The organism is Gordonia sp. NPDC003425 (assembly GCF_053588635.1).
In genome coordinates this window covers 64,711-80,293 of the sequence record NZ_JBSFQI010000014.1, presented here as the reverse complement: position 1 = coordinate 80,293, position 15,583 = coordinate 64,711, and the positions used below count along the sequence as shown (strand labels likewise).

11 protein-coding genes and 1 pseudogene are annotated in these 15,583 nt (G+C 68.4%); all 12 read left to right on the top strand.

The window, feature by feature from the left end; genetic code table 11:
- Positions 1–36: 36 nt before the first annotated feature.
- The 12 genes and pseudogenes from ACWDTD_RS16035 (at position 37) to ACWDTD_RS15980 (ending at position 15,283) form a co-directional block, all read left to right on the top strand.
- Entirely contained in the window at positions 37–3,606 is a 3,570-nt protein-coding gene (locus tag ACWDTD_RS16035) for an amino acid adenylation domain-containing protein (RefSeq protein ID WP_449748112.1), read from the top strand.
- Positions 3,603–5,300, top strand: coding sequence for a (2,3-dihydroxybenzoyl)adenylate synthase (locus ACWDTD_RS16030; RefSeq protein WP_449748111.1), 1,698 nt, complete (start codon positions 3,603–3,605; stop codon positions 5,298–5,300). The genes ACWDTD_RS16035 and ACWDTD_RS16030 overlap by 4 nt, the downstream gene beginning before the upstream one ends.
- 5 nt (positions 5,301–5,305) lie before the next feature.
- On the top strand, positions 5,306–6,859 hold the full coding sequence (locus ACWDTD_RS16025; RefSeq protein WP_449748110.1) for an AMP-binding protein: 1,554 nt from the start codon (positions 5,306–5,308) through the stop codon (positions 6,857–6,859).
- Positions 6,856–7,149: an acyl carrier protein gene (locus tag ACWDTD_RS16020; RefSeq protein ID WP_449748109.1), complete on the top strand. Its 294-nt coding sequence runs from the start codon at positions 6,856–6,858 to the stop codon at positions 7,147–7,149. The genes ACWDTD_RS16025 and ACWDTD_RS16020 overlap by 4 nt, the downstream gene beginning before the upstream one ends.
- On the top strand, positions 7,146–8,303 hold the full coding sequence (locus ACWDTD_RS16015; protein ID WP_449748108.1) for an acyl-CoA dehydrogenase family protein: 1,158 nt from the start codon (positions 7,146–7,148) through the stop codon (positions 8,301–8,303). The genes ACWDTD_RS16020 and ACWDTD_RS16015 overlap by 4 nt, the downstream gene beginning before the upstream one ends.
- 15 nt (positions 8,304–8,318) lie before the next feature.
- A complete protein-coding gene (locus ACWDTD_RS16010; protein WP_449748107.1) occupies positions 8,319–9,539 on the top strand; it encodes an acyl-CoA dehydrogenase family protein in 1,221 nt (406 codons plus the stop codon).
- Between the two features lie 4 nt (positions 9,540–9,543).
- Positions 9,544–10,245: pseudogene (locus ACWDTD_RS16005) on the top strand (alpha/beta fold hydrolase); the annotation flags it as partial.
- Between the two features lie 294 nt (positions 10,246–10,539).
- Positions 10,540–10,791 (top strand): acyl carrier protein, encoded by a 252-nt coding sequence (locus ACWDTD_RS16000; RefSeq protein WP_449748155.1) that lies wholly within the window; start codon positions 10,540–10,542, stop codon positions 10,789–10,791.
- 11 nt (positions 10,792–10,802) lie between these two features.
- On the top strand, positions 10,803–12,014 hold the full coding sequence (locus tag ACWDTD_RS15995) for an acyl-CoA dehydrogenase family protein (RefSeq protein ID WP_449748106.1): 1,212 nt from the start codon (positions 10,803–10,805) through the stop codon (positions 12,012–12,014).
- Positions 12,011–13,291 (top strand): wax ester/triacylglycerol synthase domain-containing protein, encoded by a 1,281-nt coding sequence (locus ACWDTD_RS15990; protein WP_449748105.1) that lies wholly within the window; start codon positions 12,011–12,013, stop codon positions 13,289–13,291. The genes ACWDTD_RS15995 and ACWDTD_RS15990 overlap by 4 nt, the downstream gene beginning before the upstream one ends.
- 112 nt (positions 13,292–13,403) lie before the next feature.
- Complete coding sequence (locus tag ACWDTD_RS15985) at positions 13,404–14,285, top strand: hypothetical protein (RefSeq protein WP_449748104.1); 882 nt, start codon at positions 13,404–13,406, stop codon at positions 14,283–14,285.
- 17 nt (positions 14,286–14,302) lie between these two features.
- A complete protein-coding gene (locus tag ACWDTD_RS15980; RefSeq protein WP_449748103.1) occupies positions 14,303–15,283 on the top strand; it encodes an ABC transporter substrate-binding protein in 981 nt (326 codons plus the stop codon).
- Positions 15,284–15,583 lie beyond the last annotated feature (300 nt).

The window sequence follows — 15,583 nt, the reverse complement described above, 5'->3', positions numbered from 1 at the left end:
CAGTCACGTGTCACCGATCCATCGCCGGAGGGATGAATGACCAGCGCCACGCAGATCGCAGACGACGAGATCCGTCGTCTTCTCGCCGACCACATCGCCGACGACATCGACGAGGTGACCGACGGCGACGACCTGATCGAGTTCGGACTCAACTCGATGGGCATGATCCGCATCGCCTCCCAGCTGCGCGAACGCGGATACGACGTCAACTTCGCCGCGCTCGCCACCGACCCCACCGTCGCCGCGTGGAAGGCGCTACTGTCGCGGCGCGCCCCGCGGGTCGCGACGGCCGCCGAGATCACCTCCGCTGCCCGCACCCCGGGCGTCACCGGCGACGACGAGTCGTTCGAGCTGGCCACCATGCAGCACGCCTACTGGGTGGGTCGCCGGGACGAGCAGTCCATGGGCGGCGTCGCCGCTCACCTCTACGCCGAATTCGACGGCGCTGATCTCGACCCCGAACACCTCCGGACCGCCGTCCACGACCTCGTCAACCGTCACCAGATGCTGCGTGCGCGTTTCGGGGAGAACGGCAGGCAGGTGGTTGCCGACGAACCCTCGCCCGCCGTCTTCTCGGTGCACGACCTTCGCGATCGGACACCGGAAGATGTTGCCGCAGAACTGGACCGGCTCCGTCACGTCAAGTCACATCAACTCCTCGACGTCGCCGCCGGGCACGTCTTCGACGTCGCCCTCACTCGCCTTCCAAACGGCCGCGGGCGCCTGCACGTCGACGTCGACATGCTGGCCGCCGACGCCATGAGCTACCGCACCCTGATGGCCGATCTCGCCGCCTTCTACACCGGCCGCGGCGATTCGCTCGCACCGATCGGCTACCAGTATCGCGACTACCTGGCGCAGAAGCGTGAGGTCAACGCCGCCGAACGCGAAGCCGAACAGGCCTGGTGGCGCGAACATCTCGACGAACTGCCCGACCCTCCGCAGCTACCGCTGGTACCCGAGGCGCAGCGCGCCGACCCGCACCTCACCACGCGACGCAACTACCACGTGACGCCCACTCAGAAGGCCAACCTGATGCGCGCCGCCCACCGGCGCGGCGTGACACCCGCGGTGGTGCTGGCCGCGGTGTTCGCCGACGTCGTCGGCCGGTGGTCCACCGCACAGCGCTTTCTGCTCAACCTGCCGCTGTTCAATCGTGAACCGTTCCACCCCGACGTGTCGAACCTGGTGGGGGACTTCAGTAGTTCGGTGATGGTCACCGTCGACACCACCACGCCCGGCTCGTTCCTCGACTTCGTGAAGTCCTTGCAGGGCAGTTTGCATGCGAGCGCGATGCATTCGGCGTATCCGGGTCTCGACGTGATCCGCGACCTCGGTCGCTATCGTGGTGAGGCGGTCCTCGCCCCCGTGGTCTACACCAGCGGACTCGACCTCGGTGAACTGTTCGCACCCGAGGTGCTCGACACCTTCGGCGATCCGGTGTGGATCGTGTCGCAGGGCCCGCAGGTGGCGCTCGACGCCCAGGTGGTCGAACTGCGCGGCGGGCTGCTCGTCAACTGGGACGTGCGCGAACACGCCTTCCTCCCCGGGGTGATCGACGCGATGTTCGCACGCTACAGCGCGATCCTCGACCGGCTGCTCGCCGACGACGCCGACTGGGACGCGCCGCTCGACCATGAACCCGACAAGGCGCAATTCGATCGGCGCCGAGCCGACAACTTCCGGCCCGCCGAGCGCTCACGGAAACTGTTGCACCAAAGGTTCTTCGAGGTGGCGGCGCACACGCCCACGTCGGTGGCGACTGTGCACCTCGACCGCAACGGGGCGATCCGCGAACGCAGCTACGGCGAACTCGCCGATTCCGCGCTGCGGGTGGCCGCCGCGCTGCGCGCCGCCGGGGTCACGCCCGGCGACACGGTGTCGATCCAGGTGCCCAAGGGTCCCGATCAGCTCACCGCGGTGCTCGGTGTGCTGGCCGCCGGTGCCGCCTACCTCCCGATCGGGATGGATCAGCCGGCGGCGCGTCGCGCGGAGATGGAACGCACCGCGGGGATCGCCGCGGCCATCGTCGGCGACGCCGGGACGCGCGAGTCCGGGTCGGTGCCGGTGCTGCCGATCGCGCAGGCCGCGGACCACGACGTGGATTCTGTTCCCCCGCATGCGGGTTCCGACGATGCGATCGCCTACATTCTGTTCACCTCCGGGTCGACGGGCACGCCCAAGGGTGTGGCGGTGTCGCACGGCGCGGTGATGAACACCCTCGAAAGGTGCCGTGATGCGTTCGGTGTCACCGCCTCCGACCGGTCGATAGCCCTGTCGGCGCTCGAATTCGACCTCTCCATCGAAGACACCTTCGGACTGTTCGACGTCGGCGGTTCGGTGGTCACCATCGACGAGGCCACCCGCCGCGACGGGCAGCGCATCGCAGCACTCATCAACACGTTCGGTGTCACCCAGCTCTATTGTGTCCCCGGCATTCTCGACATGATCCTCACCGCCGCGCAGGGCACCGACAGCCTGCGCACGGTGCGCACGGTGGTGGTGGGCGGCGACCGGGTGGGCGTCGACCTGCCGCGCCGCGCGTTCACCCTGTGCGCCGACGACGTCGTGTTCGCCGGGCTCGGCGGCTGCACCGAGACGTCGATCCACCACACCCTCTGCGTGGTGCCCCGCGACATCCTCGACGGCGACATCCCCGGTTGGGCCAACGTCCCGTTCGGTCGTCCGCTGCCCGGGGTGGGCTGCCGGGTGGTGGCCGCCGACAGCGGGCTGGACTGCCCGAACTGGGTGGCCGGCGAACTCTGGGTCGCCGGAACCGGATTGGCGGAGGGCTACCTCGGTGACCCGGTGCGCACCGCGGAACGGTTCGTCGATTACGACGGGCACCGCTGGTACCGCACCGGCGATCTGGTGCGCTACCGCGACGACGGCGAGATCGAGTTCCTCGGCCGCATCGACAACCAGGTGAAACTGCGCGGCTACCGCATCGAACCGGGCGAGGTGGAGGCGGCGCTGCGCAGCGTGGACGGCATCGCCGACGCGGTGGTGGTGATCAACAGCCGCCGCGGTGCCGCCCGCCTGTGCGCACTCGTGGTTCCCGCTGCGAATGCTGAGCGAGGTACGAGCGAGGGTATCGAGACCCTCGCCGAGCGCGCCCGCGACGCGCTGACCCGCACCCTGCCGAGCTACATGGTGCCCGAACTCGTCGAGGTCGCCGACACGATCCCGCTGACCGGCAACGGCAAGATCGACCACACCGCGATCCTCGCTCTCACCGAGAGGCGTTACGCCGCCGATGATTATGTGGCGCCACGAAGTCCGCTCGAACGCGCGCTGGCCCTCATCCTCGGCGACGTGCTGGAGGTGCAGCGTGTGGGCATCGACGACGACTTCTTCCGCATCGGCGGCGACTCGGTGCGCGGCACCCTGGCGGTGGCACGCGTCATGGAGGGCCTCGACACGCGGGAGGTGTCGGTGGGGGATCTGTTCCTGGGCCGAACCGTCCGTGGCCTGGCCGACCGGATGATCGCGCGGTCCTCCGACACCACGCGCCTCGATGCGGTGGCACAGATCTACTGCGAGATCGCCGACATGACCGACGAGCAGGTGGCCGAAATGGTCTCCGCAGAACAGGGGCAGGCATGACCCACCCGACCGACACCGCAACCGTCACCCCGACCATCCGCGAGAAGGTCCCCGACTGGCCCGACACCTACGCGCAGCGTTACCGCGACCTCGGGTTGTGGGAGGGCACGACCTTCAGTGCCGCACTCGACGCGTGGGCCGACCGTTTCGGTCCGTCGACCGCCGTGGTCGACGGTGACCAGCGAATCACATACCGGCAGTTGGCTGATCGGGCCACCGAGGTTGCCCACGGGCTGCGCGCGCTGGGCGTGCGCACCGGCGACGCCGTGCTGCTGCAGCTTCCCAACACCTCCGAGTTCATCGTCACGTGGTTTGCGCTGCAGCGTCTCGGCGCGGTACCGGTGCACACCCAGCCCGGTCACCGTCACGCCGAGATCGGACACCTGGCGCGCGCCACGGGGGCGGTGGCATACGTGACCACCGACGTGTTCAACCGGTTCGATCACCGCGGCCTGGCACACCAGATCGCCGAATCCGCACCGTCGCTGCGTGCGGTGGTGATCGTCGGCGATCTCGGCGAGCACGCCGCCGACCCCCGTTTCCACTCCTACACCGCACTTTTCGGTCACGGTACCGAAACGATCGACGAGAGCGTCGCGTCGTCGGACATCGCACTGCTGCTGCTCTCCGGCGGCACCACCGGCATGCCGAAACTGATCGGCCGCACCCACGACGACTACCAATACAATTCGCGGGCGGCCGGCGAACGCAGCCGCCTCGACGCGACCAGCGTGTACCTTGCGGTCCTGCCGATCGCGTTCAACTACACCTGGAACTGCCCGGGTATCCTCGCCACCCTGCGCGTGGGCGGCACGGTGGTGCTGGCCCCCAACGCAGATCCGTCGGTGTGCTTCGACCTGATCGAGCGCGAAGGCGTCACCATGACGGCCATCAACCCGCAACTGGTGCCGCTGTGGCTGGAAGAACGCGCACGCACCACGGCCGACCTGACTTCGCTGCGCATCATCGAGATCGGTTCGGCCCGGCTCTCCGACCACGAGGCGCGACGCATCGTCGACGAGTTCGACGCCACCCTGCAACAGATCCTCGGCATGTCCGAAGGACTGTTCTGCGCAACACATCTCGACGACACTGCGGACCTGCTGTGCACCACCCAGGGCGTCCCGGTGTCGGAGTACGACGAGATCCGCGTCGTGGACGCCGACGGCAACGAGGTGGCCAACGGTGAGGTGGGCGAGCTCACCGTGCGCGGCGCGTACACGTTGCGCGGCTACTTCGACGCACCCGAACACAATGCGAAGTCCTTTACCCCCGATGGGTTCTACTGCACCGGCGACCTGGTGCGACGCCTCGACAGCGGCCACCTCATCGTGTCCGGACGCATCAAGGACCAGATCAACCGCGGCGGTGAGAAGATCGCGGCCACCGAGGTGGAGGGTGTGCTTCTGATGCACCCCGACATCCGGTCGGTGGCACTGATCGGTGCGCCCGACCCGATGCTCGGTGAGCGGACCGTCGCCTTCGTCGTCGTCGAGCCGGATGCCGAAAAGTCGCCGACACGAAGGACTCTCGCCCGGTTCCTCGGCGATGCGGGGCTGGCCGCCTACAAGTCGCCCGACGTCGTCCGCATCATCGACGAGATGCCGCTCACCCCGCTGGGCAAGATGGACAAGAACGCGTTGCGCCCGCTGCTGGAGGCGGCCACGGCCGGTGCGCCCGCCGGACGGGTCTGATCGGTATGGAGACCCTGTCCGCCCCGGAAACCACGACCCCCGGCACCGGAGACGGCACCCTCGCGCAGATCCTGCGCGAGGCCGCGGCGGCGCACGGCGAACGCTGCGCGATCGCGTCGGAGACGGGTGATCTCACCTACCGGCAACTCGACGAGCGGGTACGTCACCTCGCCGAGTTGCTGCGTGAGGCCGGCGTCGACGACACCGGCGCGGTGGCGGTGTACCTGCCGCGGTCGGCCGACGCCGTCGTCGCCATTCACGCGGTGACCGCCGCCGGCGCGGTGGTGGCGCCCCTCGACGTCGTCGACCCGCCCACTCGCACTGAGGAACTGGTGCGCCAGGCCGCGCTGACCCACGCCGTCATCGCCGTCGAGAGCGTCGACTCCGGCCCGTTCGAGGACGCGCAGATCCGCACGCTCGACGACCGCCTCGCGCTGGCCACCTTCGTATCGACGGGGCCGAGTCCCTGGGTCGCCGACCACGGCCGGGCACGTGAACCCGGCGGGTATCTGCTGTTCACCTCGGGCAGCACCGGTACCCCCAAGGGTGTACTGCTGGCCGGTGGTGCAGTCGCCCATTTCGTCCGCTGGGCCGCCGCCCGTCTCGACCTCGGTGTCGGCGACCGGGTGGCCGCACAGGCGGCACTGACCTTCGACCTGAGCACCTTCGACATCTTCGCCACCGCCCTGAGCGGTGCCACCGCGGTACTGATGCCGGAGTGGCTCAAGGCATTTCCCGCCGACACGCTTGACTGGCTGACCGACAACGAGATCACCGTCCTCTACGCGGTACCCACGCTGCTGCGCGGACTGGTCGCCGCCATGACCGCTGCCCGGCGCACCGTGGCGTCGCTGCGTACCGTGGCATTCGCCGGTGAACCGTATCCGCCCGGCGCACTGCAGGATCTGCTCCACACGCTCGACCACACAGCGGTGCACAACTGGTACGGGCCCACCGAAACCAACGTGTGCACCGGTGCCGACATGCGAGCGTGGCGACCGGACCAGCCGGTTCCGGTGGGCACCGCCATCGACGGTGTGTCGACGTGCCTCGTAGACGGCGAACTGGTGGTGGCCGGGCCCACCCTGCTCACCGGCTACGTGATCGACGGCGCGCTCGTCGACCCCACCGTGCAGGTGACGTTCCCCGACGGAATCCGCCGCCGCGCCTACCGCACCGGCGACCGGGCCCGCACCGACGACGCCGGCCGGCTGATCCTCGGGGGCCGGGTGGACGACCAGATCAAACGGCACGGCTACCGCATCGACCTCGCCGGCATCGAGACCATCGCCGTCACCGCCGCCGGACTACTCGGCGCCGCCGCGGTGACCACCGGCGGCGACAACCGCATCACGCTGTTCGTCGACGCCGGAGCGCCGGCGAACTCGCCGGCCGCGGCCGCAGCGGTCAGCACCGTCGACGCGGCCCTGCGTGAACGACTTCCGGTGACCGCACAACCCGACGACATCCGCTCCTACTCACCACTTCCCATCAACCGCCGCGGCAAGGTCGACCGCACCAAGCTCGCCGAGATCGCCGCAGACGAGGAGAATCGATGATGACCCCCACCAATTCGCAACTGACCGAACCGATCTCGGTGGACGAGGTGTGCGGGATCGTCGCCGCCGCCATTTCCCGGCGCCACGGCCGCGCCGAGACCGTCGAACCCGACACCGAAGTGCTGCTGACCGGCATGCTCGACTCGCTCACCCTGGTGACCATCGTGGGCGACCTCGAATCGAGGGTGGGCCGCAAACTGCCCGAAAACCTGGTGGTGGCACGCAACTTCCGTACACCGACCACCCTGCACACCGCCGTGAGTTGCGCGCTCGCCGAGGAACCGCGGTGACCGCAACCATCACCGCTGATCCGACGACGATCGCCGAGCGGGTCGCCGCAGAACTCGCCGAGCAGGTTTCCCGTATCGCCGGCGCCGACTACCGCGACGCGTGGCGCATCCTGGTGGCGTCGCCGACAGTTGCCGGCGCGCTGACGGACTCGTTGTCGGGTACGCGTGGCGGCGGCCGGGTGACCAATGCCGTGGCGGTCGTCGAAGGCATCGGCCGCGCCGGGGTGCCCGCCGGGCTGTGCTACGCATTCGCCTCGCAACTGTTCGGCATCCAGTGGCCGCTGAGCCTGGTCGCCCGGCGCCCGCTCGACGAGTACGCCGATCGCCTCGTCGACGGCACGCTGGTGCTGTGTCATGCGCTCACCGAGGACACCGGGGGATCGGATCCGCTGTCCATGCGCACCTCGGCCACCCGCGCCGACGACGGATCGTGGCGGTTGCAGGGACGCAAGGCATACGTCACGGCGGCCCCGGTGGCCGACCTGGTGCTCACCTTCGCGCGGACCGACGCGGCCCGTCATCCCTTCGCACTGAGTTCGCTGCTGGTGCCCGCCTCCCGCGCCGGGATCACCCGGTCGGAGCCCTTCGCCAAGACCGCGCTGACCGAAGTGCCCATGGGTGCGGTCGATTTCGACGATGTCCACATCTCCGACGACGACTTCGTCGCCGACGAGGGATCGGGTCTGGCCTTCCTGGCGGCGACCACCACCTGGGAACGGGCGCTGCTGATGAGCTACGCGGTGGGCATCATGGCGCGCACGGTGTCGCGGGTCAGCGCCTGGCTCACCGAACGCGAGCAGTTCGGTCACCGGCTCGGTTCGAGTCCGCTCGTCGCCTCGCACGTCGCCGACCTCGCGATCCTGGCGCACCGGGTACGCACCCTGGTCTACGACATGGCCCGGCGCATCGACGACGAAAACACCACGCTCAGTTCGCTGTCCACCGAGGCCGCCGCGGTCAAGATCTCCTGCGCCCAGGATCTGCTCGCGTTCGAGACCACCGCGGCACCACTGTTCGGTGCGCGTGCCGTGGTGGCCAATTCGGGCTACGCCGTCGACGCGTCGGGTGCGGTGGCCGCCTCCATCTACGCGGGTACCAACGATCTGCTGCGCATCATGATCGCGCGCGATCTCGGCCTCCCCGTGGAGAATTGAGAAACGAGGACTGACATGACGACGTTCACCCTCTCGCCCCGCGACACCGCACTCGGCCTGGTCGACGACATCGCCGCCGACCTCGAGGCCCTCGCCGACCCGATCGACCGCGGTGAGGTCGCCCCCGACCGTGCCTATGCGCTCATACGGGAGTCGGGCCTGCTCGGCGCGATGATCCCCGTCGAATCCGGCGGTATCGGACTGGATTTCGCCGGCTACACCGAGGTGTTGGCGAAGCTCGGCGCCGCCAACGGAGCGATCGCGTTGGGCTACAACATGCACAATGTTGCGATCGGCTCCCTCTTCGAGGCCGACCCGGACGCGTTGGGGGACAGGGGCACCCAGTTTCGGGACTGGGTGATCGAGGAGGTGATCGGTCGCGGCGCGATGTTCGCATCCGCCGCGTCCGAACCCGGCAACGGGGCGCGGTTGCGTGGCCTGAGCACCACCTATCGTGTCGAGTCCGAGCATGGCGAGTCCGGCTACTACGTGCTCGACGGCCGCAAATCCTTTGTGTCACTGTCGGGGGTCGCCGACCACTATGTGGTGACCGCACGACCGGCCCGCCCCGACAACGATTTCGCTGCCGACGACGACTTCGAGGTCTCGCACTTCGTGGTGAGCGCCGGCGATCCCGGTGTCTCGTTCGGAGCCGAATGGAACGGTGCGGCACTGGCCGGCACCTCGACCGCGCAGATGCGGCTCGACGCGACGACGATTCCCCGCAACCGTCTGTTTCTCGGCGTCGAGGGCATGTCGCTGTTCAAGGCTGTCCGCGAACCGCATTGGATGGCGGCCGGCTACCTGGGTGCCTATCTGGGACTGGCCACCTCCATCGTCGACTTCGTCACCGGACGCGTCGGTGCCGACCCGACACGACGCGACGATCCCGACACGGTCACCGCCCTCGGCCAGATGACCGTGGACCTGCAGGCCACCAGGGCCCTGACGCTGACGGCCGCGCGGGCGGTGACCGAGCAGCGCTCGCAGACGTCGACGAACGCCCTGATCTACGCCGCCAAGTTTCACCTCGGGACCACCGCGCAATCGCTCGCGGCGCGGGCTGTGCAGGTGACCGGTTCGGCCGCGATGGCCGCCGATGCGCCGATGCAGCGGCTGCTGCGGGAGGTGCAGTTCTGCTCGATCATGCCCGCGAAGCCAGCCGACTGCCTGTCGTTCGTGGGACGGGGTCAGTTGGGTGCCAACATGTTCGACGTCACCGCGCAGAGGTGGTGATCGGATGCCGACGCTCGCCCACACCCGCGGAAGTCTGGAATACATCCGCTACGACGGCCACCCGGACCGGCCCGCCGTCGTCTTCCTGCACGAGGGACTCGGGTCGGCGGGACAGTGGGGTCGGCTGCCCGCACTGCTGCATCAGCGGGCGCAACTCACCACGATCGCCTATTCGCGACACGGATACGGTGGGTCGTCGGGTGACGGTCCCGGCAATGCGCGCTACCTGCACGACGAGGCGACCACCGTGCTCCCCGACGTGCTCGCCTCGCTCGGGGTCACCCGCCCGATTCTGGTGGGCCACAGCGACGGCGCCACGATCGCCGCGCTCTACGCCGCGCGATTCGCCGCCGCCGCAGCGGTTCTCATCGCACCCCACGTGATCGTCGAGGAAGCGACTCTGGCCGGGATACGCCGCACCGCAGGCACTTTCGCGAGCACGGTGCGACCCTCGCTGGCGATGTTCCACGACAACCCCGACGAGGTGTTCGCGCGCTGGTCGGGGGTGTGGCTCTCCGACGAGTTCGCCGCCTTCGACGTCACCGCCGACATCGCACGGATCAGAACGCCGATGCTGGTGCTGCAGGGCGACGGCGACACCTACGCCACCCCGGCGCAACTCGAGCGCATCGAGCGCGCGGCCACGGCGCCGGTCGAGACGCGGCTGCTGGCCGGCCGCGGCCACCACCCCCACCTCGAGAACGCGGACGAGATCTGCACCGCGATAATCGATTTCGTCTCACATTCGCTGGTCGAGCCCCACCCGCTGGTTGAGCCCCCCTCGCTGGTTGAGCCCCATCCGCTGGTTGAGCTTGTCGAAACCACCCCCTCGCTGGTTGAGCCCGATCCGCTGGTTGAGCCCGCGTCGCTGGTTGAGCTTGTCGAAACCACCCCCCCGCCGGTCGAGCCCACGTCGCTGGTTGAGCCCGCTCCGCTGGTTGAGCCCCACCCGCTGGTTGAGCTTGTCGAAACCACCCACCCACCCGAAGGAGTAAGCCCCATGTCCGACACCGTGCACGACGCCCTGCAATCCATCCTCGCCGAGGATCTCGACCTCGACGTCGCCGACGTCGACGAGGATTCGCGACTCATCGACGACCTCGGCCTCGACTCGGTGGCCATCGCCATCGGTGTGGTCGCGATCGAGGAGCGGCTCGGTGTCAAACTCACCGAACGCGAGATCTTCGAATCCTCCACCGTCGCCGACCTCGCGCAGTGCATCCGCGCGAAGCTCACGAGCGTGAGCACCTAGGCCGGGCCCCGATGTCAACGACGACCGAAGCCCTCGCCACTGCGGACCCAACCACGACGAGCCCCACCACTCCGACGTACTCCGACCTCCTCGACGACGTCTTCGACGAGCGGGTAATCGCATGGACCGAACAGGCCGAACGTGACCTGCGTTTCCCGCGGCCGCTGCTCGAATACCTCGGCGACGCCGGGGTTTTCGCCCGCAAATGGGATCACCGCACCACCACCGACCTGGCCGACCATTTCGCACTCGGCCGCCACCTGGGTTCGCTGGGTTCGGCGGCGATCGGCGTCGGGGTGAGTCTGCACGACTCGGCGATCGCGATTCTGCGCCGCTTCGGCCGCACCGACCGGCTGCGCGACCTCGCCGAACGGGCGATCACCGCCGACGCGGTGCTGTGCATCGGTGCCTCCGAGGAATCCGGTGGCTCCGACCTGCAGAACGCGCAGACCACCATCACCGCCGAGAACGACGGCTACCGCATCGTCGGCCGCAAGAAGTTCGTCTCCCTCTCACCGATCGCCGACCACATGCTCGTCGTGTGCCGCGACGTCGGCGACACGACCGGCACCGACGAGTCGCACGGCAACGTGGCGTTGGCGGCTGTTCCGGTGTCGCAGGTCGAGGTGGGCACCCCGTACCGCAAACTCGGTGCGGGACCGCTCGATACCGCGCCAGTCACCATCGACACGTGGATTCCCGCCGACGCCCTCGTCGCCCGGCCCGGAACCGGCCTGGCCGTGATCAGCTGGGGGCTGGCGCACGAACGGCTCTCGGTGGCCGCGCAGATCGCGGCCGCCGGCGAGGTGATGATCGGGGTGACGCTCGCGCGGATGCTCGATCGCACCCAGTTCGGCAAACGTCTCTACGACCATCAGGCACTGCGCCTGCGGCTCGCCGACCTGCAGGCACGCATCGACGTGCTGCGGTATTCGCTCGACGGTGTCGCCGCGCACGGCCGGATCAACCTCCGGACCGCCGCAGCGCTGAAGGCCACCGCAGCCAATCTCGGCGAGGAGGTGGCCTCGGAATGCCTGCACATCTTCGGCGGCATCGGCTATCTCGAAACCGAGACACCCATCGGACGCTGGTGGCGCGACATGAAACTCGCCCGGGTGGGCGGCGGCACCGACGAGGTGCTGTGGGAACTCGTCGCCGCGGCGATGAAACCCGACAACGAACGCTACGAGAAGATCTGCTCGGGTACGGAGGAACAGTCATGACCGCAACACCCACCCTGAGTCCGGTGGAACTCGCGCCGCCCGACCACACCTACCTGCACATGGACACCCGCAGCAGACCCATGCAGTGGGCCATGCTCCTCGAGGTGACCGACACCGACGCACCGCTCACCCTCGACGACGTTCGTGCGCGGGTTGCCCAGCGCGCCGCCCGGCACGACATCTTCCGCATGGGAATCGCGCAGGGTCGTTGGCGCCCACCGCACGTGGTGGTGTCACCGACGATCGATCCGGTCCGTCAGGTCGGTGCCGCGCAGTACACCGACAGCGCCGATCTGCACGGTCAGATCGCCGCCGAACTCGAAACCCATCTGCGGCGACCGGATCCGTTCTGGCACATCACGCTCTACAGCCCGCGCACGGAGCGCGGGGGATCCCAGTTCGTGCTCCTGCGGGTGCACCACAGCATCTCCGACGGCATCGCGGGGGCGGCCTTCGCCGCCCTGCTCGCCGACGGCTCCGACGAGGAACTCGCCGAGTTCGACCGCTTCGCCGACAGTCCGCGCTTCCACGTCGCCGACGTCGACGCCGACGACCTCGGTCGGGCCAAGGAGGCGTTCGAGGGACAGTGGGCCGCGGCCCAGGAGGCCCGGGGCTGGCCCGCGCTCACCCGATCCGGTCGCCGCGAGGTGGGCCTGCACAGTGTGGCCACCCGCGACCTGCGACGCCTGGCACGACGCCATCAGGCGTCGGTGCACGAGTTCCTGATCGCGGCGATCGGCACCGCCATCAGCAGCGCACCGCCGCTGGGGATTGGCGACGACGCGCGACTGGCCCGGGTCACCCTTCCGGTCACCCTCGATGCCGACTACCGGCACACCGGCAACGCGGTCTCGGTGTCGTTGCTGAACCTGCCGATCGACCAATCCGACCTCGACGCGCAGATCGCGCACAGCAGAAGCGAATTGGGGCTGATCGACAAGTCTCGTCCCGAGTTGGCACTGGCCGCCACCGACAACGCGCCCCGACTCCCGTGGCCGCTGCAGCGTGCCGCGGTCAACGCGTCGATGAAGAAGATGAGCCCCGATCTGCACATCGGCGTCAATCCCGGATTCTCGCGGGTCCGGTCGGTGCTGGGTGCACCGATCGAACGTCTCACCGCGCTCTCGCCGCTGGCCGGCTACTCGTTCTCGGTGACGTCGCTGGTGCTGGGCACCCGCACCACCTTCGGTGTGGTCACCGACAAGCAGGCGCTGCCCGGATACGCCGACACCTTTGTCGCCGCCCTCGACAAGGTGCTCGCCGGGGCGGCGGACTGAACTGCGCCGGGAATGCTCGACTTAGGGTTCCCTATCCTGACGTGATACGGTCGGGGGAATTTCCGATTCGGGTCACGTGACCAATTCTGGCCCGGGTCTGTCGGGTGATGAAATGACGATCGGTGGAGTGATGCAGGAGACGGCATACCAGGAGGGCGCCTACGCCCCGGGCACCCAGGATTACGGCACGGACCCCAATGCCGAGTCCTATTCCTATCCCGCCCAGGAACCGACCGAGGCGCCCAAGCCCAAGGCGGGGATCAACGTCCCGACGGTGCTGGCGTCGGCGGGCATCGCCGCGGTGATCTCCGCACTGATCGTGACCATCGGCGTCGTCGGACTGATGGTTGCCGATCGCGATAGGACGGCTGCCGCGGCCGCAACCCCCACTGTGATGAATCTCGGTGCGGCGCAGAATGTTCCGAATCAGCAGCAGGCGACGCCGGGTGCTGCGGCACAACCGAACGCCCCTGCCGCCGCGGCACCGGGCACCCAGGCGCCGGCCGCCGAGCAGGTGCCCGAGAGCGGCGGCGGCGGTGACAGCGGTCCGGTGCAGACGCAGCCGCAGGCCCAGCCTCAGGCAGCGCCGCAGCAGAACACCGGTGCGACAACCCAGAACGCGGCCCCGGCGGCCGCCGCACCGGCAGCGCTGACCCCCGGACAGCTCAACACCAAGGTCAATCTGGTGATGAACCCCGGTGCGTCGCGTGCGGCGCGCGCCGACGAACTGGTCAGCGGTGAACGCGCGCTGAGGCAGATCGATCTGGTGGCCCAGGCGAAGGCGAGCTACGGCAACGTCGGCTTCAGCTACACCGTGGTCAACCCGGTTCAGGTCAATGGCACCACCATGACCGCTCCACTGAAGATGTCGATCGTCGGCCGCGGCTCCAAGACCATGCAGCTCACCTGGAACTGGACCGGCAGCAAGTGGAAGCTCTCGGACAAGAGCGTGTGCGACGTGGCCGGTCTCGTGCTGCTGCCGTGCAGCCTGTGAGCGGGGGACGTCACTCGATGCATGCGAAACGCCATGTGGCGGCTGTGGTCGGCTGCCTGCTGCTGGTCACTGCGCTCGTCGCCGGGTGCGGCGGATCGTCGGACGACTCCAACGCCGGTGCGGTGCAACTGAATCTGCCCGACGGGCGGTCGGTGACCATTCCCGACACCCCCAAGCGGATCATCACCCTCGGTGACCAGTGGACCGACATCGCGCTCGCGTTCGGCGTCACCCCGGTCGGCTACTACGACTACACGAAGAGCTCCACCGGCAAGTTGCAGCCCTGGTACGACGACAAACTCGACGACTCCACCTTCCTCGATCCCACGAAGGGCACGGATGTGGGTGCGGTGGCCAAACTCGATCCGGACCTGATCTTTGCGCCCGGGTTTGCTGCCGACGACCCGCTGTTCCAGAAGATCTCCAAGCTCGCGCCCACCGTCGGATCGATCAGCGGCCAGGAGGTGGACCCATGGGAGGACATGGTGACCGTGATGGGAACCGTGCTGCATCAGCCCGACAAGGCCAAGCAGATCATCGACAAGACCAACTCGTCGGTTGCCGCGGTGGCTGCCGAATACCCCTCGCTGAAGGGCAAGACCTATAGCCTCGCGTTCATGTACGGCGCCGATCAGCTTTCGGTGTTCGGCGACCAGAACGACGGCGCGGCAAAGCTGTTCACCGACCTCGGCATGGTGATCGCCCCGGCGCTCGCGGCGCAGTACCGCAAGACGGGCCAGCCTCGTTTCGGGCTATCCACCGAGAACGTGCCGATGCTCGACTCGGATCTGCTGGTGGTGGCCACCACCAACGACCGCGACACCGAACGGCTCAAAGGCCTTGCCGGATACAAGAATCTGAAGTCGGTGAAGACCGGGGCGGTGGCCTTCTTGACGCAGGCGCAGATCACCGGACTCAACACACCGTCGCCGAACTCGATCGTCTCCACCCTCGACCTGCTCAAGCCGGCACTGGCCAAGGCGGCCGCTGCCTCCTGACGCGCGGACCGAAAGTAGGGGAAGGTTATCCTTCCCCTACTTTCGTGCCGTTCCCCTAGGTACAAGTGGGGGAAGAAACCAAAAGTGGGGGAGGGTTATTCTTCCCCTACTTTCGTGCCGGTCGCCTGGGCGCGACTGGGGGGAGGTAACCGAAACTAGGGGAGGGTTATCCTTCCCCTACTTTCGTGCCGGTCCCCTAGGTGCAAGTGGGGGAAGAAGCCAAAAGTGGGGGAAGGACATCCTTCCCCCACTTTCAGCAGCAGCAGCAGCAGCAGCCAGCCCGCCCCGCCCCCGCCCCGC

Excerpts from the sequence above, each read along its gene's own strand:
- ACWDTD_RS16000 (WP_449748155.1), top strand. The coding sequence starts at position 10,540 with ATGTCCGACACCGTGCACGACGCCCTGCAATCCATCCTCGCCGAGGAT.
- ACWDTD_RS15980 (WP_449748103.1), top strand. The coding sequence starts at position 14,303 with ATGCATGCGAAACGCCATGTGGCGGCTGTGGTCGGCTGCCTGCTGCTG.
- ACWDTD_RS16020 (WP_449748109.1), top strand. The coding sequence starts at position 6,856 with ATGATGACCCCCACCAATTCGCAACTGACCGAACCGATCTCGGTGGAC.
- ACWDTD_RS15985 (WP_449748104.1), top strand. The coding sequence starts at position 13,404 with ATGACGATCGGTGGAGTGATGCAGGAGACGGCATACCAGGAGGGCGCC.
- ACWDTD_RS15990 (WP_449748105.1), top strand. The coding sequence starts at position 12,011 with ATGACCGCAACACCCACCCTGAGTCCGGTGGAACTCGCGCCGCCCGAC.
- ACWDTD_RS16030 (WP_449748111.1), top strand. The coding sequence starts at position 3,603 with ATGACCCACCCGACCGACACCGCAACCGTCACCCCGACCATCCGCGAG.
- ACWDTD_RS15995 (WP_449748106.1), top strand. The coding sequence starts at position 10,803 with ATGTCAACGACGACCGAAGCCCTCGCCACTGCGGACCCAACCACGACG.
- ACWDTD_RS16010 (WP_449748107.1), top strand. The coding sequence starts at position 8,319 with ATGACGACGTTCACCCTCTCGCCCCGCGACACCGCACTCGGCCTGGTC.
- ACWDTD_RS16035 (WP_449748112.1), top strand. The coding sequence starts at position 37 with ATGACCAGCGCCACGCAGATCGCAGACGACGAGATCCGTCGTCTTCTC.
- ACWDTD_RS16025 (WP_449748110.1), top strand. The coding sequence starts at position 5,306 with ATGGAGACCCTGTCCGCCCCGGAAACCACGACCCCCGGCACCGGAGAC.